Origin of the sequence: Methylocystis sp. H4A (assembly GCF_015709545.1) — a bacterium.
Lineage (GTDB): Bacteria > Pseudomonadota > Alphaproteobacteria > Rhizobiales > Beijerinckiaceae > Methylocystis > Methylocystis silviterrae.
The window spans coordinates 122,969-142,771 of the sequence record NZ_JADNQY010000018.1 but is presented as its reverse complement, the minus strand read 5'-3'; the positions used below and the strand labels follow the sequence as shown (position 1 = coordinate 142,771).

Here is a 19,803-nt window from a genome sequence, read left to right as displayed (position 1 = left end):
CGCGGCCTGATCGCGCACTGGATGCTGGAAGAGGTCGGCGCGCCCTATTCGATCGAGGTCAAGGATTACGGAACGACGATGAAGGCGCCCGAATATCTTGCGATCAATTCCATGGGCAAGGTGCCGGCCATCAAGCATGGGGAGACGGTGGTGACCGAGGCGGCCGCCATCTGCGCCTATCTCGCCGACGCCTTTCCGGAGGCCGGGCTCGCGCCGGAGGCCGGGGCGCGCGGCGACTATTATCGCTGGCTGTTTTTCGCCGCAGGCTGCGTCGAGCCGGCGATGAGCAACCACGCCGCCGGTTGGGACCCCGCGACGCCCGAGATGCAGACCCGCTTTGGTTACGGCTCCTACGCCGCCGTGATGGACGCGCTGGCCAGGGCTGTGGCGGGACGTCGATATATTGCGGGCGACATGTTCACCGCCGCGGACGTTTATGTGGGGTCGATGATCGGCTTTGGGCTGCAATTCGGCGTGATCGACAAGCGCCCGGAATTCGAAGCCTATTGGAGCGGCTTGGAAAATCGCCCCGCGCGGCTGCGCGCCGGCGCAAAGGCCGAGAAGCTGGCGTCGAAACAAGCCTGGGCGCCGGCGTGATTCTGGCCGCGATCCGCTAACCGCTCCATGCGGCTGCGCGGCGGCGAACACATTGCCGATCGTCCTGACGACGATCGGCGTTGTGTCAGTTTGGAAATTTGCTACGGATGATTTCCGTTATCCTGTCGCGCCGAGTTCCGAGGCTCGCGCCGCCGCGCGTAGCCCGTCATCGAGCCGCGAGTCGGTCATGCAGCGTTTTCATATTTTTCGAACCGCGATCGGTCCCTCATTGGCGGCTCCATTCAAACCCGCGACAGAAAGGCCGTCGCCAATTCCTCGGCGCGCTTCGAAGGCGCAACATCGTTCGGCATGCAAGCACTCCTCTACTTTAGTCCGTTCTTCCCTGGATGAAATCTGACTCTCGGCGCTTCCGCGCGCCGCCCGACGCCGCAAGTCGCGCACTCACTTTCCATCGGCGGCGCCCCGTTTTTCGCGAGCCTTATGCACGCGCGACATGTTCGACTCCGCCCATTGGCGGAGCGGATCGAGCACTGAATTCAAGCTTCGACCGAGCGGCGTGAGTTGATACTCGACGGTGACCGGCACGGTCGCGAAGGCGCGTCGCGTGATGAAACCGTCCGCTTCCAAGCTCCGCAGCGTTTGCGTGAGCATCTTTTGCGAGATGCCCTCGATTCGTCGCCTGAGCGCGTTGAACCGCTGCGGGCCGGGTTCGAGCAAGCCCAGCACCAGCACCGCCCATTTGTCAGCGATCCGATCCAGCAGTTGGCGCGTCGGGCATTCAGCAGCGTAGGGGTTCCAGCGCATTTCCCGCGATTCCTTGGTTACCATTAGGTACCTATACCACTTTATAGTGCCTTCTTTCCAGACGTAACCTAACCGCTTAGGTAATCCTGGCTGGCATGAACGCCGGTGCGCACATGGGGGGATCGCTCGATGTTCCGTTTAGCAGCCAGCGCGGTTGCGGCCCTTGGATTGCCTGCGCCTGCATCGTCCCTCACGACCGATGCTTCTACAGAGTCATCAACACAGGAGACGAGAATGACAGATCCCAAGTCAGTCCTTGCGGCGCTGGGAGGAAGCGTGTTCGCGAAGAAGGATTTTTCGCAACTCGATCAGTTGATGCGAGAAGACTATGTCCAACACAATCCGCTCGTGCCGCAAGGCAGCAAAGGATTTCGCGAGTTCTTCGAGGCGTGGTTCAAGGCCGTGCCGGACTTCAAATATGAGGTCAAGAAAATTGTCGCCGAAGGGGATCTCGTGTGGGCCTATGGCGCATATTCCGGCACGCAGGCCGGCGACTGGCTCGGCATTCCCGCGACAGGCAGGACCTACGCCTTTGACGCCGTCGATATCTTCCGCGTGCAGGACGGCAAGCTCGCCGAGCACTGGGACGTCCTCGACATCTATGGGCTGTTCAAGCAGCTCGGCGTCGTGAAGTAAGTCCCGTCGCCCAAGCACAGGCCATTGCGCATCGCCCATTTCGTTACGCGCGGCGTTTAGCAGCCGCGCACAGCATCGAGCGCGATACGCGACCGCAAAGAACCCTCTCGGAACATAGAGCCCTTCAAATCAGTTTTCATCCTGGCGGGCGGCCTTGGCCGAACCCAGGAATTGAGATTTTGGAGCATGGAATCCATGGATGCGTTAACCGAACATGGCGGGGACCCCATTATCTGCGCCGACGAAGAATGCAGTTTCGGCGATGCATCGAATCCACCGGCGCTGCCAGATGGAAATTCCGTCGATCTAGAGCCGCCAACACGGGCTCGCTCCACGGTCGCCCAAGTGAAGGATTCGATGAGGGAGGCGATCGACACCATCGTACAGTCCGGGACGACCGATCAAATGCGCGGCTATGCCAATGAAGCCATGGGCAAGACCAAGTTGACCCTCGGGCTCGCCACGCAGTCGACCCATCTCACGCTCACCGGTCTCGCGCAGATCGTCGTTGGTGAATTTCAAAAAACGATCGGCGAAGCGAAACTTGCTGAAGACGGGAAGGACATCTTTCCGGAACTGTGAAGACGGTTCGTGACGCCGAGCGTTATCGGCAGGCGACTGACTCTGAATCCCGGACTAGTTTTCCTGGGTCTCGTGCTCTGGACATGGCTCGGGGGGCCGGTCGGCGCGATCCTCGCGACGCCGCTGCTCATCGTCATCGTCGGCACAGTGACCTTCAGCCACGTGTTCCCTCAGCACGAAATTAATCTTCCAGAGTAGCGTGCGCCACTTGGGACGCGGCGAGGAACAATCAACCGATCTGGAAGTTCAGTATTCGCCCAGCGGGGCAGTAACAGCGGAGAAGAGGGCATGAGCATAACATCTCAAGTCACGAACAAGGTCCAGGAGGCGCAAGACGCCGTGACCAAGGCGTCGGCGAACGCCGCCGCGAAGGCCGCCTCCATCGCCGACGACGTCAGCGCAAAGGTCGATGAAACCATGGAGAGGGCCGACGCCGCGTTAACGACAGTGAGCGAGCAATCTCGGCAAGTCGCGGAGAAGGCCAGGTCGGCAGGCGAAGGGCTGAAGACAACGGTCGAGGGCGCGGTGCGCGAACAGCCGGTGACGGCGCTGTTGCTTGCGATCGCGGGAGGATTTCTCGTCGGGGCCATGTGGAAGGGCCGCAGCTAATCTCGGGCGGGCACGATCATGATGCTGGATCCGCTATTCCAACGGGTTGACGAGAGTATCGCGAACGCGACGCGAGGCGCGTCGCGTCTCGCCATCGTCGCGACCCTCGCGCTGCTCGCGCTCGGTTTCGCAACAGCCGCCGCCCACGCCTACGCCACGAGAACGTGGGGAGAGATCGCCGGCAACCTCGTCCTCGCCGGAGCTTTTCTCTTCGCGGCTCTCATCGTTTATCTCGCGACAAAGGACTCCGCCGCGCCGGAAGCTCAAGCTCCAGCAGCCGAACTCGAACAGAGCAGCTTTTCGCAACTCCCCTTCGTTGATCAGCTGTTCAAGCCGGACGGAAACCTGATGCGCTCGATCGGCTCCTCGATCGGCTCGATGGCGCCGGTCGCTGCGAAAGCAGTGGCCGAACGCGTGGCGCCGAACCTCCATCTGATCATCGGCGCCGCCGTCGGACTGATGATTGCGTCAAAAATCTCAGAAAAGCTTGACAGTACGAAGTCGCCGGAAGCGTAATCAGCGGGCGAGCGTTCAGCCGCCCGCGAGCGTACGAGGTTTGCGTGTCGCCGAGAGCGAACTGGAAGGGCTCTCTGAAGATTGCGGAGCTCACCTGTCCGGTGGCGCTCTACTCCGCGACGTCGACGTCTGACAGGATCGCGTTCCACACGATCAACCGATCCACGGGTCACCGGGTGCGGCGAACCTTTGTCGATAGCGACACGGGCGAACCTGTCCACTCCGGCGATCAAGTCAAAGGCTATGAGGTCGGCAAGAACGAATATGTCGTTCTCGAACCGGAGGAAGTCGCTCAGGCGACGCCAAAGAGCGACAAAACTCTGGCCATCGAGACATTCGTGGATTGCGGCGAAATCGACGCCGTCTATTTCGACAAGCCCTACTATCTATCCCCCTCGCAAAGCGACGCGAACGAACTTTTCGTTCTGATCCGCGAGGGCATGCGCAAGAACAAAGTCGCGGCGCTCGCGAAGACGGTGCTGTTCAGGCGCGCGCGCACCGTTCTGATCAGCCCTTATGGCGAGGGGCTTCTCGCGACCACGCTGAACTTCGATTATGAGGTGCGCTCGGCGCAGCAGGCGTTCGACGAAGTGCCTGAGGTTAAAGTTCAGGGCGAAATGCTTCAGCTCGCCAAGCACATTATCGACACGAAGCGGGGCGCCTTCGACCCATCTACGTTCGAAGACCGCTATGAGGCCGTCCTCGCCGAGTTTGTAAAAGCGAAGCTGGAAGGCGCGCCGATCGCGCCGCCGCGTAAGGCTCGCGAAGCCAAGGTCGTCAATCTGCTCGAGGCGCTGCGCGAGAGCGCGGCTCTTTCCGAGCCGAGCGACAAAGCTGCAGCCAAGAAGCGCGCGGCGCAGCCTCGCAAGACCAGGACAGCCGCGACACGGCGGAAAGCGAGCTGACCTCGCATGTCGCTTGCCGACTACCGTAAGAAGCGCGACTTTGGGGCGACGCGCGAGCCGAAGGGGCGAGGCGCTCGAAACACCGGCAGCAGCTTCGTCATACAGAAACATGCAGCAAGGCGGCTGCACTACGATCTTCGCCTGGAGATGGACGGCGTTCTGAAAAGCTGGGCCATCACCAGAGGCCCAAGTCTCGTGCCCGGCGAAAAGCGGCTTGCCGTTCACGTCGAGGACCACCCTCTCGACTATCGCAATTTCGAAGGCGTCATTCCGGAAGGCCAATATGGCGCCGGCGAAGTGATCGTGTGGGACAAGGGCGCGTGGATTCCCGAAGGCGATCCGCACAAGGGCTATGCCAAGGGCCATCTCGATTTCGAGTTGCGCGGCGAAAAGCTCGGCGGCCGTTGGCATCTGGTGCGCATGGCGCGAAAGCCGCGCGAGAAGCACGACAACTGGCTTCTCATCAAAAGCGAAGACGAATTTGCGCGAACGCCTAAGGATGAAGACATACTCGACGAGATGCCGCGCTCGGTAGACACCGGGCGCACGATCGGCGATGTCGCAGAAGGCAAGCCCTCGCGGCGCTCCAAGAAAAGCGCCATGCCGAAGCAGAGCGCCGGGTCGCGCTTCGATAAAACGAGTTCCCTTGCGACGCCGCAAGCGCCTGCGGTCGACATCAACCCATCACGTCTCAAGGGCGCGAAGAAGGCGCCGCTGCCGAGTTTCGTTGCGCCGATGCAGGCCAGTTCCGGCGCCGCGCCATCGCGCAAGGAATGGATTCACGAAATCAAATTCGATGGCTATCGCGTGCAGGCGCGCATCGAGGCGGGACGCGTACGGCTGCTCTCACGCAGTGGTCTCGACTGGACGAAGAAATTTGGCGATGAGATAGCGTCGGCGCTGCGGGCCATGCCGCTCGGCGCCGCGCTCATCGACGGCGAGATCGTCGTCGAGACCAGTTCAGGCGCGTCGGATTTCTCCGCGCTTCAGGCCGATCTGAGCGCAGGGCGGACCGATCGCTTCGTCTATTGGGTCTTCGATCTTCTGCACCTCGAGGGCTACGATCTGCGCGGCGCGATCTTGCTGGAACGCAAACGGTTGCTGGAAGCGCTCTTGGGCGCTGAGACCGGCGACAAGGTTCGCTTAAGTCTTCACTTTGAAGACAGCGGCGCGGTCGTGCTGGCGCACGCCTGTCGGCTTGGTCTCGAAGGCGTGGTGTCGAAGCTGCGGGATTCGTCCTATCGCTCCGGCCGCGTGAAGAGCTGGATAAAGGCCAAATGCTTCGCCCGGCAGGAATTCGTCGTCGCGGGCTATACGCCATCGACGGTTTCGCGCCGGGCGATCGGCACCCTCGTGCTCGGCGTCTACCAGAATGGCGTCCTTTGCCATGTCGGCCGCGTCGGGACGGGATTTACGGCGGATATGGCGCATGAGCTTTTCACGAAGCTCGATCCCATGCGCGCCTCCTCGAATCCCTTTGGCGCGCGGCTCAGCACGGACGCGGCGCGCCATGTGCGCTACGTGCGGCCCGAACTGGTGGCCGAGGTGGAATTTCGCGGCTGGACGGGCGATCAAAATCTTCGGCACGCCTCCTTTCGCGGTCTGCGCGAAGATAAGGACGCGCGCGACGTCGTCCGCGAAAAGGCGCCGTCCGCTGAACGGGCGACAGCGGCGAGAGCGGAGCAAAGCGCCGTGAGGCTCACCCATCCCGATCGGCTCTATTGGCCGGATCAAGGCGTAACCAAACAGGGCCTGGCGGATTACTACGCCGACATCTGGCGCTATATCGCGCCCTTCATCGTCAATCGCCCGCTGGCGCTGCTGCGGTGCCCAAACGGCGTCGAGGGAGAGAAGTTCTTCCAGAAGCATGCTTGGAAAGGCATCGATCCGAACATCGTGCTCATCGACGATCCGAAAGGAGAAGAAGAGCCCTTGCTCAGCATCAAGGACCTCAACGGCCTGATCGCGCTCGTTCAATCCGGCGCCTTGGAAATTCATCCCTGGGGCTCGACGGCGTCTGACTGGGAGCGCCCCGACGTCATCATCATGGATCTTGATCCCGGCGAACAGGTCGCGTGGGAGTCCGTCATTGCGGCCGCGGAAGAAACGCGGGACCGTCTCCAAGCCCTTGGGCTCGCCGCCTTCGTGAAAACCTCAGGCGGAAAGGGGCTTCATGTAGTTGCGCCCGTGAAGCCTAAAGCGGAATGGCCAGAGGTGAAGGCTTTCACCAAAAGCATCGCCGATGCGATGGCGAATGACAGCCCCGACAAATATGTTGCAACGATCACAAAGTCGAAGCGACGCGGCAAGATACTCGTCGACTATCTGCGCAATCAGCGCGGCGCGACGGCTGTCGCGCCCTACTCCACGCGCGCCCGTCCCGGCGCCGCCGTGTCGATGCCGCTCGCCTGGGACGAACTTAGTCCGGCGATCGGACCTGGCTATTTCACGATCGCGAAAACCCTTGCGCGCCTCGAGTCGCTGCAGAGCGATCCCTGGGGAGACTTTCGTCAGGCGGCGGCGCCGATCGAAACCCCGAACGCGCGGAGAAAGAGAAAAGCCTAGCGACGTTTGGCGCCGCGCTTTTCCGCATCGATGCTCTTGCGGAGCGCATCCATGATATTGACGACATTGCTCGGAGCCGCCGGCGCCTGCTTATTGCCGCGAGCGGGTGTGTGCTCCTTCTTCTTTCCGGAAATAATATCCAGCAACTGCGCTTGCACGGGATCATGGATCATCGCCGGGTCCCAGCGACTCTTGCGCTCCTCGATCAATTTGGAAATCAGGTTGAGCGCTTTCGCGTTCGGCGCTTCAGCGCCGATCTTGTCGAGGTAGTCCTTCGGATCGCGCACCTCGTCGGCGAAGCGCAATGTCCATAAGACGAGCCCCTTGTCGCGCGGCTCGACCATCACGGCGCGCTCGCGCCGATACATCACGAGCCGCGACAGGCCGACTGTGCCCGTCGCCTTCATCGCGTCGCGAATGACGGAAAAGGCCTCAACGCCGATCGGATCGTCCGGCACAAGATAGTGGGGCTTATCGAACCAAATCCAGTCGACGCTCGCCGCCGGTGCAAAGGTCTCGATATCGATCGTTCGCGTGCTTTCGAGGCTTAGGGCGTCAAGCTCTTCATCTTCAAGCAGCACGTAATCGTCTTCGCCGCGCGGATAACCCTTCGCCGCATCGTCTTCGCCGATCGGCGCGCCGGAGACCGCGTCGACATATTGGCTGACGACGCGGTTGCCGGTGTTTCGATTAAGGATGTGGAAGCGAACTTTCTCGCCTTCAGTCGTGGCCGGCGTCATCGCGACCGGACAGGTCACAAGCGAAAGCTTCAAATAGCCTTTCCAGAATGACCGCGGCGCCAATTTAAACCCTCCGAGGGCCGGGAGTTTCTCCAATAACGCTCCGTCGAATGCATCGTTCCGCTTCCGCCCTAATCACCACGAAAAAGACAGTTAGCGCTCCTAAGGGAACTTTGCCCCTCGAATATTGTTGAATTCAATCATGACCCTTCACCTGCCCGTTTTCATTGGAGTCGACGGCTCCGATATCCAGAGCGCCGCCCAAGGGCTCATCGACATGAATAAGAAGGCTGAAAAGCAAACCTCGAAGGGTCGCCGGGGCGCGCCTGGGGCGCAGCGTGACGTCGCCCACCAGCTCGCCTTCCTTGGGATCGATGGGGAATTGACCTCCGGGCTGCGCGACATATACGCGACGAGTCTCTTAGAACCGATGCCGGACAAGTTTCTCGACTTACTCGTGCGACTTTCGACGTCGGTCGCCAAATAGGCTGTGAGGGGTTCTTGCTCCCGCGCGCTCATGAAAACGCGCGACTGGCGCCTTGAGTTGAGTCGCGCTGAAGTGACTAGAAACAATGGTCAAAAAAATGATTGCCTGTCCTTCAACAGGCAATCATCGCGGATCAATCGTCGAGGGAGTCATTTTCGGTTGCGCAGCCAATGCTCGATCTCCGCTTGTCGCGGTTCGCGAACATGAATGAGACGCTCCCGCGGCGCTTCGAGTTGCGACAAAAGCAGCGTCTTGGCCACGGCTTCCACAATGCGCCGCCAGTCTAATCCAAGTTTCGGCTTCGAACTCATTTCGGCTCTCCTTTCATCGGAGAAGGATAAGAAAACAACTCTCCCTTTTTAAAAATGTTCCAAGATGCCGGCAAAGCTCTGTGCTCCCCTCTCGGCCGAAGGAATGGCGCGGGCGCGCCGATTAAAAAAGCCCGAACCTAAGTTCGGGCAGATCGAGAAGCGCCAGGAGAGGACGTCGCGCCAAGCTTGCGGCGCGCTAAGGATTCACGACTTCAGAGTCTTCAGCCAGGTGTCCACCTCTTCGCGAATGCGGTCCCGCCCTTCGCCGTAGCGTTCTTGGAGAACGCCCTCAAACTGCTCGCGCTTGCCGTCCATGCGCGCGAGATCGTCGTCGGTGAGTTCCGCCCACTTCTCTCTCACCTTGCCCTTGAACTGTTTCCAGTTTCCTTCGACACGATTCCAATCCATCGCCGTTCTCCCAAGGTTAAGGAGTGTTCCACGCCGACGGAACGCGGGCGCAACCGCTTTGTTCCAGGATACTGGCGGCAGGTGAATCGAATCGTAGCGCTCATCGCCGTTCACGCGGCGACGCCGCAACACTTCTTGAACTTCTTGCCGGAGCCGCACGGACAAGGATCGTTACGGCCCGCCTGCTTGCCCTTCACGACGGGCGCGCTCTTGCGATTGGCCTCTTCGAGGAAATACCAGCGGCCATCCTGCGCGTCATGTCGAAACAGCGATCGCTCCCGATGCGCATAACGTTCGCCTTCGCTGGAGAAGTGCGCGACGAATTCGACGTAGCCGGTTTCATCGCCCTGCAGCCCCTGTTCCGTCGACAGGATCTCGAGCCCAAGCCACTGCGAGTTGCGCGACCAATGCGTGATCGCCTTGCGATCAAAATCGTGACGCGACTCCGGCGCCAAGGAGTCGACAAGGTAGTCGATGTCGCCCAGTGCGAAGGCGGTGTAACGCGAGCGCATGAGCGCTTCAGCGCTTGGCGCCGGCAGTTTCTCTTCGATGTAACGAGCGCAGCAGGCCGAATAGGAATGCTTTTGCGCGTCCATCGCGCGGCAGGGACATGTCTGGTCGGTCATCGCTCTGTCGGCGTAAGAATGATCGCGCGGCTGCGCCTGGGTCTCAGACCTAGGCGACGAACGCGCCGACGTCCAATATTATCGCGAATCGGCGGCTTGCGAGGATTCCTTAGCCGTCGGCGCCGGCTGGGGGTTTGAGACGCTTTACCGCCTCCATCGCGATCGGATCGAGCCCGGCGCCGCCGTGATCGACATGCGCGAGGATGGCGTTCCGCATATGCGGGTCCCAGAATTTCCTCAAGTGATCCGTCATGCTCGCGACGCCTTCGGGATGCTTCTGAGCCATGAAGAACGTGCCGATCTGGTTAGCCATTCTGACGAGCTTATCGACCGAATCATGCGACATGTGCGGAAACCTGTTCGAGGATGCGTCCTGGATGGGTGAAGATTTCGAAGTCGCGACCGCGCATGACCGCAACGAGAGTCATGCCGCAGTGTTGCGCGTTGCGCACCGCGAGCGCGGTTGGCGCCGAGACGGCGGCGATGATCGGCGCGCCCATGCGCGCAGCCTTTTGCACAAGTTCGACCGATACGCGGCTCGTCATCAGCACGACGCCTTGCTTGGCGGCGATGGCCTGGCGCGTCAGCGCGCCGGCGAGCTTGTCGAGGGCGTTGTGGCGGCCGACATCCTCGCGCGCGATCAGCGCGCCGGAGACGGGATTCCAGAAGGCCGCGGCGTGAATGGCTCGGGTCTCCTGATTATATTTCTGAGCGGCGGGCAGACGCTCCATCGCCTCGATCAAGGCGTCGGCGCGCACCGACAGCGCATTGTCGAGCGTCGGCAGAATGCGCGTCGCCGCCTCGAGACTCTCGATGCCGCAAAGACCGCAGCCCGTCGGCCCCGCCATCGAACGGCGCCGCTCGACATAGGCTTCCTGCCGTCCGCCCTTGAGCCAGGCGCGCAGTTCAATGCCGGCGTCGGAGACGACGATCTCGACGTCGCCCGCCTGCTCCGGCGAATCGATCAGCCCCTCCGTCAGCGCGAAGCCGATCGCGAAATCCTCGAGATCCGCCGGCGTCGCCATCATCACCGCATGGGTGGAGCCGCCAAAGGTGAAGGCGACCGGCGTCTCTTCGGGGATCACGCGAGAAGAACGCGCCATCACATCGTGACGGCGCGCCAGGCATTCCACCCGTAATGTCGGCGACGGCGTCTCCGTCATTCCGCCGCGTCGATCGTGCTCGCGATGCGACGGCTCTGCTCCGTCAGCTCGCGATACTGATGCTGCCAGTCGGTCGGCCCGTTGGTGGTCGAGACCTGAACCGCCGTGACCTTGTATTCGGGACAATTGGTGGCCCAGTCCGAATTGTCGGTCGTGACCACATTGGCCTGAGTGGTCGGATGATGGAACGTCGTATAGACGACGCCCGGCGCGACGCGATCCGTGATCTTGGCGCGCAGGGTCGTCTCGCCGGCGCGGCTCGCCACCTTCACCCAGTCACCCTCGCGCACGCCGCGATCCTCGGCGTCATGCGGATGGATCTCGAGGACGTCCTCGGGATGCCACTGGCTGTTCTCGGTGCGTCGCGTCTGCGCGCCGACATTGTACTGCGACAGGATGCGGCCGGTCGTGAGCAGCAACGGGAACCGCGGTCCCACCTTCTCCTCGGTCGGAACATATTCGGTGATGACGAATTTGCCCTTGCCGCGCGCGAAGCTTTCGATGTGCATGATCGGCATGCCGTCGGGCGAGGCGTCATTGACCGGCCATTGCAGCGAACCGGCTTCCGCGAGTCGCTTGAACGAAACGCCCGCGAAGGACGGCGTCAGCCGCGCGATCTCGTCCATGATCTCGCTGGCGTTGGCGTAATTCCAATTGAGTCCCAGCTTGTTGGCGAGCAGCTGGGTGACTTCCCAGTCGGCGTAGCCATTCTTCGGCGACATCACCTTGGTGACGCGCTGAATGCGGCGCTCGGCGTTGGTGAAGGTGCCGTCCTTCTCGAGGAAGGTCGCGCCCGGCAGGAAGACATGCGCGTAGTTCGCGGTCTCGACCAGGAAGAGATCCTGCACGATGACGATGTCCATATTCGCCAGCGCGCGCGACACATGGCGCGTATCTGGGTCGGACTGCAGAATGTCTTCGCCCTGGACATAAAGTCCTTTGAACGTGCCCTCGATCGCCGCGTCGAACATGTTGGGAATGCGCAGGCCCGGCTCCGGATCGAGGGAAACGCCCCAATCCTTCTCGAACGCCTGGCGCGCCGCATCGTTGGAGACGTGGCGATAGCCTGGCAGCTCGTGCGGGAACGAGCCCATGTCGCAGGAGCCCTGCACATTGTTCTGACCGCGCAACGGATTCACGCCGACGCCGCGACGGCCGAGATTGCCGGTCGCCATCGCGAGATTGGCGATGCCCATGACAGAGGTGGAGCCCTGCGAATGCTCCGTCACGCCAAGGCCGTAGTAGATCGCGCCATTGCCGCCGGTGGCGTAAAGACGCGCGGCGCCGCGAATGTCGGCGGCCGGCACGCCCAGCACGCTTTCAAGCGCCTCGGGGCTGTAGCGGTCGTTGGCGACGAAGGCGGCCCAGTCCTGAAATTCGTCCCAGTCGCAGCGCGACTTCACGAAATCCAGATTGACGAGATTTTCTGTCACGATCACATGCGCCAGCGCCGTGACCATCGCGACATTGGTGCCGGGCTTGAGCGGCAGATGGTAATCCGCCTTGATGTGGGGCGACTTCACGAGGTCGATGCGGCGCGGATCGATGACGATCAGCTTTGCGCCCTCGCGCAGGCGCTTCTTCATGCGCGAGCCGAACACCGGATGCGCGTCGGTCGGATTGGCGCCCATGACGAGAATGACGTCGGCGTCGTCGACCGAGTCGAAATCCTGCGTGCCGGCGGAGGTGCCGAAGGCCTGCGCCAAGCCGTAGCCCGTCGGCGAATGACAGACGCGCGCGCAGGTGTCGGTATTGTTGTTGCGGAAGCCTTGACGCGCGAGCTTCTGAACGAGGTAGCTCTCCTCATTCGTGCAGCGCGACGAGGTGATCACGCCGACGGCGTTCTTTCCGTATTTTTCCTGCGCCGCCTTTAGCCGGTCCGCGGCGAAGCCGACCGCTTCGTCCCACGAGACCACGCGCCAGGGCTGGTCGATCGATTCGCGGATCATCGGATTAAGAATGCGGTCGCCGTGATGGGCGTAGCCATAGGCGAAGCGGCCCTTGATGCAGCTATGACCGTGGTTGGCCTTGCCGCCCTTCCAGGGCACCATGCGGACGACTTCTTCGCCGCGCATCTCCGCCTTGAAGGTGCAGCCGACGCCGCAATAGGCGCAGGTCGTGACCTCGGAATGCTCGGGCTGGCCGACGGCCACGACCGACTTCTCGATCAGCGTCGCGGTCGGACAGGCCTGAACGCAGGCGCCGCAGGACACGCATTCCGATTCCATGAAGGCTTCGTCCATGCCGGCCGAAACCCGGGATTCGAAACCGCGGCCCGATATCGTCAGCGCGAAGGTGCCTTGCACCTCCTCGCAGGCGCGCACGCAGCGGTTACAGACGATGCACTTGGACGGATCATAGCTGAAATAGGGATTCGACTCGTCCTTCGGCTTCCAGTCGAAATTCACTTCGCCATTGTTGCGCGCGAAGACGTGATTGGCGCCGTCATAGCCATAGCGCACGTCGCGCAGGCCCACCGCGCCCGCCATGTCCTGAAGCTCGCAGTCGCCATTGGCCGCGCAGGTCAGACAATCCAGCGGATGGTCGGAAATATAAAGCTCCATCACGCCGCGGCGGATCGCGGCGAGGCGCGGGGTCTGCGTCTTGACGGAGATGCCGGGCGCAACCGGCGTCGTGCAGGAGGCCGGCGTGCCGTTGCGGCCCTCGACCTCGATGACGCAGAGCCGGCAGGAGCCGAACGCCTTGATGCTGTCGGTGGCGCAGAGCTTCGGGATTTCGGTGCCAACCTCCATCGCCGCGCGCATGATCGACGTGCCCTCGGGCACGGTGACGCTATTACCGTCAATGGTCAGCGTGACCGATTTTACGGATGGCGATTCGGGCGTGCCGTAATCGATTTCTTTGATAAGCGTCATGGCGGCTACCTCACTCGGCGGCTTCAAGGGCCGGCTTGCGGAAGTCCTCGGGGAAATGTCGAAGCGCGCTCTCGACCGGATACGGCGCGAAGCCGCCCAATGCACAGAGCGAGCCAAACTTCATCGTGTGGCAGAGATCCTTGAGGAGCTCGATATTCGCATCGACGTCCATGCCGCTGCGAATCTTGTCGATCGTCTCGACGCCGCGCGTCGATCCGAGTCGGCACGGCGTGCACTTGCCGCAGCTCTCGATGGCGCAGAACTCCATGCCGAAGCGCGCCATCCAGGACATGTCGACGGTGTCGTCGAAAACGACGAGGCCGCCATGGCCGATGAGACTGTCCTTGGCGGCGAAGGCTTCGTAGTCGATCGGAAGGTCGAAAAGCGACACGGGCACATAGGCGCCGAGCGGGCCGCCGACCTGAACCGCCCGGACGGGACGACCCGAGCGGGTGCCGCCGCCGATCTCGTTGACGACCACGCCGAGCGGAATCCCGAAGTCCGTCTCGAAGAGACCGCCATATTTGACGTTGCCGGCGATCTGCAGCGGCATGGTGCCGCGCGAGCGGCCGACGCCCAGATCGGCGTAATGCTTCGCGCCCTTCTCCATGATCATCGGTATGGTGGCCATGGACAGCACATTGTTGATGACCGTCGGCTTGCCGAAGAGACCGACATGGGCCGGCAGCGGCGGCTTGGCGCGCACGATGCCGCGCTTGCCCTCGAGAGATTCGAGCAGCGAGGTCTCCTCGCCGCAAACATAAGCGCCGGCGCCGATGCGCAGTTCGACGTCGAAGTCGAAACCCGAGCCCTTGATGTTCTTGCCGAGCCAGCCCGCCTCAAGCGCCTTCTCGATCGCCGCCTGAAAGACCTTGGCGACGATGGGATATTCGGAACGCAGATAGATATAGCCCTTGGAGGCGCCGACGGCGTATCCGCAAATCAGCATGCCTTCGATCAGCGAGAGCGGATCGCCCTCCATGATCATGCGGTCGGCGAAAGTGCCGGAATCGCCCTCGTCGGCGTTGACGACCACATATTTCTGGCCCGGCGGACAGTCCGCCACCGTCTTCCATTTGATGCCCGTCGGAAAGCCCGCGCCGCCGCGGCCGCGCAGGCCCGACTTCGTGACCTCTTCGACGACGGCCACGGGCCCGATCTCGAAGGCGCGCTTGAGGCCCTTGAATCCCTCATGCGCCTCATATTCAGCGACCGACAGCGGATCGATGACGCCGCAACGAACGAAGGTGACGCGGTTCTGCTTCTTCATCCAAGGATGTTCTTCGACGATCCCGATGTTCAGCAGATGCGCGCCGCCGGTCAGGAACCCGGCGTCAAACAGCGACGCGACGTCCTTGACCTTGGCCGGCCCGTAACCGACACGGCCCGCGGGGGTCTCCACCTCGATCAGGGGCTCGAGCCAGAGCATTCCACGCGAGCCGTTTCTGACGATCTCGATTGTTTCGCCGCGGGCCGCGGCCTCTTGCGCGACGGCGGCGGCCAGTTTGTCGGCGCCCATCGCAACGGCGGCCATGTCCAGCGGGAGGTAAAGCTTCACCATCAGTCGCGCGCCTCCGCGGCGATTTCGTCAAGCATTTCAGCGTCGACGCGGCCGATCGGCTCTCCGTCATAAAGCGCCGAAGGGCTGTGGGCGCACAGCCCCAGACAATAGACCGGCTCGACCGACAGGGCGCCGTCCGGCGTCGTTCCGCCCCAGTCAAGCTTCAACTTGTCGAGAAACGCCCGCGCCTGTCGCTCCGCTCCCATCGACTGGCAGGATTCGGCCCGGCAAATCTTCAGCGTGTGGCGGCCATGCGGAGCGCGGTGAAAGTCGTGGTAAAAGGTCACGACGCCATGCATTTCGGCGCGCGAAATATTGAGCGCCTCGGCCATTTCCTTGACGGCGGCGTCGGGCACATAGCCGAATTCTTTTTGGAGCGCGTGCAGAATGGGCATCGCGGGTCCCTCAAGACCCATATGGGCGGCGATGATCTCCCGCGCGCGCTCGTCGCTATACTGAGCAGCGCCAGACATTTCTTCCCTTTCAGCCTGGACGTTGCGCATATGCGGTCGTCCTATTTAGACTAATTCCGAGAACACTGCCGGAAATCCAAGGCCCGATCAATAGCGACCATCCGTTGTGCGATAGGGCGATCCTATCAACCGTCCAGCGTGTGGCTTTCCGCGAGCTTTTTGGCCTCCGAGACCAAGGCGGCGACCAGCGGGATCACCGGTTCTCGCTGCGGCGCCACAAGGCCGATTTCATGCACAGCCTCCGGCTCAACGATGGGGATGGAGCGCAACGGCGCCGCCACGTTTAGGGTCTTCGCGAGCTTCTCCGGCAGCACCGTCGCCCAGCGGCCGGACCTCACATGATCGAAGAGCAAGATGACATCGTTCGACTCGAGGATCGGCACGGGCTCGGACCCGCCCTTGCGAATGAGCTGCTCGACGATGCGACGGTTCTGCATGTCCGGCGTAAGCAGGCAGAGATCGATGCGACCGACCTCGCCCCATGTCACCCGGTCGCGGTTCCCGAGCGGATTGTCGGCGAAGGTCAGTAGCCGGTAGCGTTCGGAGCAGAGCGGCACCGTGCGCACGCGGCCAAGTGGCTCATTGTCGAGATAAGTAATGCCGGCGTCGATCTCAAGGTTATCGAGCATGGTCAGCACCTCGCTCGACGACGCGGAGATCACGGAAAAGCGCACCGCCGGATGCTTCTCGCGATAGGGCGTCGTCAGCGCCGAGACGATGCCAAGCGCGGTCGGGATGACGGCGATCTTCAGCTGGCCGGTAAGGCCTTCCTTGAGCGTGCGAACTTCCTGGCGCATCGCGCGCGCATCGCCGACGATGCGCTTCGCCCATTCGAGCACCCGCTCGCCCTCGGCGGTCAGGCCGTGGAAGCGGGAGGAGCGGTTGACGAGCAACACGCCGAGGGAATCCTCGAGCTGTTTGACGCCGGCCGAGAGCGTGGGCTGGGTGACGCCGCAAATCTCCGCCGCGCGCGAAAAGCTCTTCTCTTTGGCGACGGCGATTAGGAATTCAAGCTTGTCGATCACGACCAAGTCCACAAACGGGTCGCCAAGACGCAGCGTCCAGGGCGTCACTGGCGCTTCCGTCAGCCCGCACGGGCGTCACATTAGCATATCCGCCCCGGCCGCGCCGAAATTTTGAAACGAATCCAACTCCCTCACGCGCAACTAGGCAATTTGCCCGATCAGGGCCTAAGCGCATGATGCGCGTTGGACCTCCTGTCGATTCCTGCTCTACTGAGCGACGGGTTTTTTGTCGGGGAATGCGCCAATGCGGTTGATCGTTGGGCTCGTCTTGCAGCTTGTCGGCATCACCCTCCTCTGCCTTACGCTAACCGCGGGCTGGGTGATGGTCGACGCGCATCGCGCAATCGAAACGGAAGCGGCGACGTCTGCCGAGCGCGTCGCACACCAGCTCGAAAATCTCTACTGGCAGGCCATCCTCTGGCGGGGCAGCATGCGGCGTGACAACATTTTGCCCGTCCCCGACTGGGAGTCGCTTTCGACCTTGAAGCTCGTTTCGCCGGGCGTCTGCGTCAGCTATGCGCCGGGGGACGACGAGCCGCAAACCCTTTGCAGCCAGCTCGAGGGCGTCGGCTCCGCCGCGCCGGCATGGTTTGCGGCGGCCTATGAGCGGATATTCGGCGCACATGCGCCGATCGTTCGGCCCTTGACCGTGCGGCAACCGGAAACCGGCGCAATCCTCGTGAGGGCGGACGCCGGCGCGGCGATCCGACAAGCCTGGCGGCAGATCTCGATCATCGTCGGCGTTGCGGCCTCGATGGCGGTCTGCATTTGCCTCTTGGCCGCGGTCGCCATCGTCCATGCTCTGGCGCCGACCCAGGCCATCGTCCGCGGGCTGCGCCAGTTGGAGCAAGGGAATTACGCCAGCCGGCTATGCGCCGTCACCAAAGGGGAGTTCGGCCTGATCGCGCGCGCGGTCAACGACCTTGCCGAACGGCTGGCGCAGACGACGGCGGAACGGGCCGCGCTCACGAAGCGGCTGTTCGAAGTCCAGGAGGAGGAGCGCCGCGCGCTCGCCCGCGACCTTCACGATGAATTCGGTCAGTGCCTGACGGCGACCCTCGCCTTCGCCGGCTCGATCGAGTCGGCGGCGGCCAAGATCGATCCGGGCGTCGCCGAGGACGCCCGCTCAATCGGGCGCGTCGCCAAGCGCATGATGACGACCCTGCGCGACGCGCTTGCCCGGCTGCGCTCGCAAGACCTCGATGAGCTTGGGCTCGAAGCCTGTCTCGTCCAGCTCGCGGCGAGCTGGAACGCCAAAGCGGGACGAAAGGCGGTCATCCACCTGAGGCTCATGGGCGACCTCGCCGACCTTCCTCAGACGATTTCGACGAGTCTCTATCGCATCGCGCAGGAATGTCTGACCAACGCCATGCGGCACGGCGACTCGAAAAATGTCTATCTGCGCGTCGAGCGCGCGGCGGCGGCCGACGGTCTCGTGGCGCTGACGGTCGAGGATGACGGCGGCGGCGACGCCTCCCGCCTCGCCGCCGCCACCGGCCACGGCATTCTCGGGATTCGCGAGCGCATCGCGGCTTTTGGCGGAAGCCTGTCGATCAGCGACGCCACGAAAGGCGTGCGCGTCGTCGCGCGCATTCCGCTCATCGCCGTCGCGCCCGCGCCGATGAAAGGTCTCGCGCTCGCATGACCACAATTCTTCTCGTCGACGACCACCCGATCGTTCGGGAGGGATATCGGCGGCTCTTAGAGCGCCAGCCGGATTACAGAATCGTCGCCGAAGCCGCCAACGCCGCCGAGGCCTATCAAGCCTATCGGAAGGTCTCGCCCGACATCGTCATCATGGATCTTTCTCTCCCGGGCGCGAGCGGCGTCGAAGCGGTCCGCCACATCAGGCAGTGGGATAAAAGCGCGCGCATTCTGATCTTCACCATGCACAGCGGCGCGGCCTTCGCACTGAAAGCGTTTGAGGCCGGCGCATCCGGCTATGTCACCAAAAGCAGCGACGCCGCCGAGCTGCTCCGCGCCGTCGCGATCGTCGCCAGGGGCGGCCGAGCGCTCAGCGACGACGTCGCGCGCGAGATCGCCGCGGAGCGATTGGGCGAGGGCCGCGCGCTCGTCGATGAGCTTGGCCCCAGAGAGACGGAGATCTTGCGGCTCGTCGCATCGGGCAAAACGACCGAGGACATCGCCGGCATCTTAAATCTCAGTCCGAAAACCATTCAGAACTACCATTATCAGATCAAATCCAAGATCGGCGCGCGCACCGACGCCCATCTCGTCTGGCTCGCCATCGGCGCAGGACTTGTCGGCGACGCGTCGGCGACCTGATCGGCCGCCCAAAGGAAATTTGCCCAGACCGCAGCAGGCGAAAGGCCGAAGCTTCCAACGCTTCGCGCAGCTACGCCTTCAACAGGAACAGCGGAGCCTGGCGATGGTTAAGAAGAAGCTCACACACATCTTGTTATCGGCGCTGATCACAATCGCGACCGGAGCCGTCGCGCGCGCGCAATCCTCGCCGCCGTTCAAACTCGCGGTCTTCGACATCGAACTCGACGACTTCACCGCCGGGGGACCGATCGCCGGGGAAAGCCCCGAAGAAACCGCGCGCCTCCAGCGGATGACCGCGCTGGCGCGGGAACTCCTGACTCAATCCGGGCTGTTCGAAATCGTCGACGGAAGCGCGGCGACGGATCAGAGGGTCAAGGACCATTGGCTGCGCAAGTGTAACGGCTGCGACGCCGACATTGCGCGCAGGCTTGGCGCAGACTTGTCCTTCGTCTGCTTCTTTCGAAAAGTCAGCGTGATGGAGCAATATCTCGAAATGCGCATTCGCGACGCGCGCACGGGAGAACTGGCGCATATCTCGCAGACGGATCTACGGGGGGAAACCGACCAGTCATGGACCCGCGCGCTGAAGTTCCTGATGAGATATCATCTTGTCGAGCCGGAACTCGCGCGTCGAAATCACCCACTTCAGCCGTGACGGCGGCGCGCGCTTAC

Annotated in this window: 23 protein-coding genes; 12 read left to right on the top strand and 11 right to left on the bottom strand. The window is 62.6% G+C overall.

The window, feature by feature from the left end:
* A partial coding sequence (locus IYW40_RS05155) for a glutathione S-transferase family protein (RefSeq protein ID WP_196399674.1) occupies positions 1-597 on the top strand: 597 nt, incomplete at its 5' end.
* A gap of 402 nt (positions 598-999) precedes the next feature.
* Here the strand turns inward: IYW40_RS05155 and IYW40_RS05150 are convergent.
* Entirely contained in the window at positions 1,000-1,362 is a 363-nt protein-coding gene (locus tag IYW40_RS05150) for a helix-turn-helix domain-containing protein (protein WP_175093429.1), read from the bottom strand.
* 234 nt (positions 1,363-1,596) lie between these two features.
* Here IYW40_RS05150 and IYW40_RS05145 point away from each other — a divergent pair, with 234 nt between their 5' ends.
* From IYW40_RS05145 to ligD, 7 genes are all read left to right on the top strand, one after another.
* The gene (locus IYW40_RS05145; RefSeq protein ID WP_196399673.1) at positions 1,597-1,998 is read left to right on the top strand and encodes an ester cyclase; all 402 of its coding nucleotides are present in this window, start codon (positions 1,597-1,599) and stop codon (positions 1,996-1,998) included.
* A 195-nt stretch (positions 1,999-2,193) separates the two neighbouring features.
* Positions 2,194-2,580 carry a hypothetical protein gene (locus IYW40_RS21695; RefSeq protein WP_246720645.1) on the top strand — a complete coding sequence of 129 codons (387 nt, stop codon included), beginning with the start codon at positions 2,194-2,196 and terminating at the stop codon, positions 2,578-2,580.
* Positions 2,581-2,589: 9 nt separating this feature from the next.
* Positions 2,590-2,778 carry an AI-2E family transporter gene (locus IYW40_RS05135; protein WP_196399672.1) on the top strand — a complete coding sequence of 63 codons (189 nt, stop codon included), beginning with the start codon at positions 2,590-2,592 and terminating at the stop codon, positions 2,776-2,778.
* Between the two features lie 90 nt (positions 2,779-2,868).
* Positions 2,869-3,189, top strand: coding sequence for a hypothetical protein (locus IYW40_RS05130; protein WP_196399671.1), 321 nt, complete (start codon positions 2,869-2,871; stop codon positions 3,187-3,189).
* 18 nt (positions 3,190-3,207) lie between these two features.
* Positions 3,208-3,705, top strand: coding sequence for a hypothetical protein (locus IYW40_RS05125; RefSeq protein ID WP_196399670.1), 498 nt, complete (start codon positions 3,208-3,210; stop codon positions 3,703-3,705).
* Between the two features lie 44 nt (positions 3,706-3,749).
* Entirely contained in the window at positions 3,750-4,610 is an 861-nt protein-coding gene (locus tag IYW40_RS05120) for a Ku protein (protein WP_196399669.1), read from the top strand.
* 6 nt (positions 4,611-4,616) lie between these two features.
* A complete protein-coding gene (gene ligD, locus IYW40_RS05115) occupies positions 4,617-7,175 on the top strand; it encodes a DNA ligase D (protein WP_196399668.1) in 2,559 nt (852 codons plus the stop codon).
* Here ligD and IYW40_RS05110 read toward each other — a convergent pair.
* Positions 7,172-7,978, bottom strand: a complete 807-nt coding sequence (locus IYW40_RS05110) for a Ku protein (RefSeq protein ID WP_196399667.1) — start codon at positions 7,976-7,978, stop codon at positions 7,172-7,174. The two genes, ligD and IYW40_RS05110, sit on opposite strands and share 4 nt — an antisense overlap.
* A gap of 139 nt (positions 7,979-8,117) precedes the next feature.
* On the opposite strand from IYW40_RS05110, the gene IYW40_RS05105 reads away from it, so the two are divergent.
* Positions 8,118-8,402, top strand: coding sequence for a NepR family anti-sigma factor (locus IYW40_RS05105; protein ID WP_175093421.1), 285 nt, complete (start codon positions 8,118-8,120; stop codon positions 8,400-8,402).
* A 149-nt stretch (positions 8,403-8,551) separates the two neighbouring features.
* Here the strand turns inward: IYW40_RS05105 and IYW40_RS05100 are convergent, their stop codons facing one another.
* The 9 genes from IYW40_RS05100 to IYW40_RS05060 all read right to left on the bottom strand — a co-directional run bounded on the left by IYW40_RS05100 (position 8,552) and on the right by IYW40_RS05060 (position 16,845).
* Complete coding sequence (locus IYW40_RS05100) at positions 8,552-8,713, bottom strand: hypothetical protein (RefSeq protein WP_175093420.1); 162 nt, start codon at positions 8,711-8,713, stop codon at positions 8,552-8,554.
* A 204-nt stretch (positions 8,714-8,917) separates the two neighbouring features.
* Positions 8,918-9,121, bottom strand: a complete 204-nt coding sequence (locus tag IYW40_RS05095; protein ID WP_175093419.1) for a CsbD family protein — start codon at positions 9,119-9,121, stop codon at positions 8,918-8,920.
* Between the two features lie 110 nt (positions 9,122-9,231).
* Positions 9,232-9,747: a YchJ family protein gene (locus IYW40_RS05090; RefSeq protein ID WP_196399666.1), complete on the bottom strand. Its 516-nt coding sequence runs from the start codon at positions 9,745-9,747 to the stop codon at positions 9,232-9,234.
* 109 nt (positions 9,748-9,856) lie between these two features.
* Entirely contained in the window at positions 9,857-10,093 is a 237-nt protein-coding gene (locus IYW40_RS05085; protein WP_175093417.1) for a formate dehydrogenase subunit delta, read from the bottom strand.
* Positions 10,083-10,910 carry a formate dehydrogenase accessory sulfurtransferase FdhD gene (fdhD, locus tag IYW40_RS05080; protein ID WP_196399665.1) on the bottom strand — a complete coding sequence of 276 codons (828 nt, stop codon included), beginning with the start codon at positions 10,908-10,910 and terminating at the stop codon, positions 10,083-10,085. The genes IYW40_RS05085 and fdhD overlap by 11 nt, the downstream gene beginning before the upstream one ends.
* On the bottom strand, positions 10,907-13,786 hold the full coding sequence (gene fdhF, locus IYW40_RS05075) for a formate dehydrogenase subunit alpha (RefSeq protein ID WP_196399664.1): 2,880 nt from the start codon (positions 13,784-13,786) through the stop codon (positions 10,907-10,909). Before fdhF ends, fdhD begins: the two co-directional genes overlap by 4 nt.
* A gap of 10 nt (positions 13,787-13,796) precedes the next feature.
* Positions 13,797-15,347 carry an NADH-quinone oxidoreductase subunit NuoF gene (locus IYW40_RS05070; protein ID WP_196399663.1) on the bottom strand — a complete coding sequence of 517 codons (1,551 nt, stop codon included), beginning with the start codon at positions 15,345-15,347 and terminating at the stop codon, positions 13,797-13,799.
* On the bottom strand, positions 15,347-15,850 hold the full coding sequence (locus tag IYW40_RS05065) for a formate dehydrogenase subunit gamma (protein WP_246720644.1): 504 nt from the start codon (positions 15,848-15,850) through the stop codon (positions 15,347-15,349). Before IYW40_RS05065 ends, IYW40_RS05070 begins: the two co-directional genes overlap by 1 nt.
* A 95-nt stretch (positions 15,851-15,945) precedes the next feature.
* Positions 15,946-16,845, bottom strand: coding sequence for a LysR family transcriptional regulator (locus IYW40_RS05060; RefSeq protein ID WP_196399686.1), 900 nt, complete (start codon positions 16,843-16,845; stop codon positions 15,946-15,948).
* Positions 16,846-17,089: 244 nt separating this feature from the next.
* Here IYW40_RS05060 and IYW40_RS05055 point away from each other — a divergent pair, with 244 nt between their 5' ends.
* The 3 genes from IYW40_RS05055 (at position 17,090) to IYW40_RS05045 (ending at position 19,786) form a co-directional block, all read left to right on the top strand.
* On the top strand, positions 17,090-18,490 hold the full coding sequence (locus tag IYW40_RS05055; protein WP_196399662.1) for a histidine kinase: 1,401 nt from the start codon (positions 17,090-17,092) through the stop codon (positions 18,488-18,490).
* Positions 18,487-19,131, top strand: a complete 645-nt coding sequence (locus tag IYW40_RS05050) for a response regulator transcription factor (protein WP_196399661.1) — start codon at positions 18,487-18,489, stop codon at positions 19,129-19,131. The genes IYW40_RS05055 and IYW40_RS05050 overlap by 4 nt, the downstream gene beginning before the upstream one ends.
* 103 nt (positions 19,132-19,234) lie before the next feature.
* Positions 19,235-19,786, top strand: coding sequence for a DUF3280 domain-containing protein (locus IYW40_RS05045; protein WP_196399660.1), 552 nt, complete (start codon positions 19,235-19,237; stop codon positions 19,784-19,786).
* Positions 19,787-19,803 lie beyond the last annotated feature (17 nt).

Excerpts from the sequence above, each read along its gene's own strand:
- IYW40_RS05150 (WP_175093429.1), bottom strand. The coding sequence starts at position 1,362 with ATGCGCTGGAACCCCTACGCTGCTGAATGCCCGACGCGCCAACTGCTG.
- IYW40_RS05145 (WP_196399673.1), top strand. The coding sequence starts at position 1,597 with ATGACAGATCCCAAGTCAGTCCTTGCGGCGCTGGGAGGAAGCGTGTTC.
- IYW40_RS21695 (WP_246720645.1), top strand. The coding sequence starts at position 2,194 with ATGGATGCGTTAACCGAACATGGCGGGGACCCCATTATCTGCGCCGAC.
- IYW40_RS05130 (WP_196399671.1), top strand. The coding sequence starts at position 2,869 with ATGAGCATAACATCTCAAGTCACGAACAAGGTCCAGGAGGCGCAAGAC.
- IYW40_RS05125 (WP_196399670.1), top strand. The coding sequence starts at position 3,208 with ATGATGCTGGATCCGCTATTCCAACGGGTTGACGAGAGTATCGCGAAC.
- ligD (WP_196399668.1), top strand. The coding sequence starts at position 4,617 with ATGTCGCTTGCCGACTACCGTAAGAAGCGCGACTTTGGGGCGACGCGC.
- IYW40_RS05105 (WP_175093421.1), top strand. The coding sequence starts at position 8,118 with ATGACCCTTCACCTGCCCGTTTTCATTGGAGTCGACGGCTCCGATATC.
- IYW40_RS05100 (WP_175093420.1), bottom strand. The coding sequence starts at position 8,713 with ATGAGTTCGAAGCCGAAACTTGGATTAGACTGGCGGCGCATTGTGGAA.
- IYW40_RS05095 (WP_175093419.1), bottom strand. The coding sequence starts at position 9,121 with ATGGATTGGAATCGTGTCGAAGGAAACTGGAAACAGTTCAAGGGCAAG.
- IYW40_RS05090 (WP_196399666.1), bottom strand. The coding sequence starts at position 9,747 with ATGACCGACCAGACATGTCCCTGCCGCGCGATGGACGCGCAAAAGCAT.
- IYW40_RS05085 (WP_175093417.1), bottom strand. The coding sequence starts at position 10,093 with ATGTCGCATGATTCGGTCGATAAGCTCGTCAGAATGGCTAACCAGATC.
- fdhD (WP_196399665.1), bottom strand. The coding sequence starts at position 10,910 with ATGACGGAGACGCCGTCGCCGACATTACGGGTGGAATGCCTGGCGCGC.
- fdhF (WP_196399664.1), bottom strand. The coding sequence starts at position 13,786 with ATGACGCTTATCAAAGAAATCGATTACGGCACGCCCGAATCGCCATCC.
- IYW40_RS05070 (WP_196399663.1), bottom strand. The coding sequence starts at position 15,347 with ATGGTGAAGCTTTACCTCCCGCTGGACATGGCCGCCGTTGCGATGGGC.
- IYW40_RS05065 (WP_246720644.1), bottom strand. The coding sequence starts at position 15,850 with ATGCGCAACGTCCAGGCTGAAAGGGAAGAAATGTCTGGCGCTGCTCAG.
- IYW40_RS05055 (WP_196399662.1), top strand. The coding sequence starts at position 17,090 with ATGCGGTTGATCGTTGGGCTCGTCTTGCAGCTTGTCGGCATCACCCTC.
- IYW40_RS05050 (WP_196399661.1), top strand. The coding sequence starts at position 18,487 with ATGACCACAATTCTTCTCGTCGACGACCACCCGATCGTTCGGGAGGGA.
- IYW40_RS05045 (WP_196399660.1), top strand. The coding sequence starts at position 19,235 with ATGGTTAAGAAGAAGCTCACACACATCTTGTTATCGGCGCTGATCACA.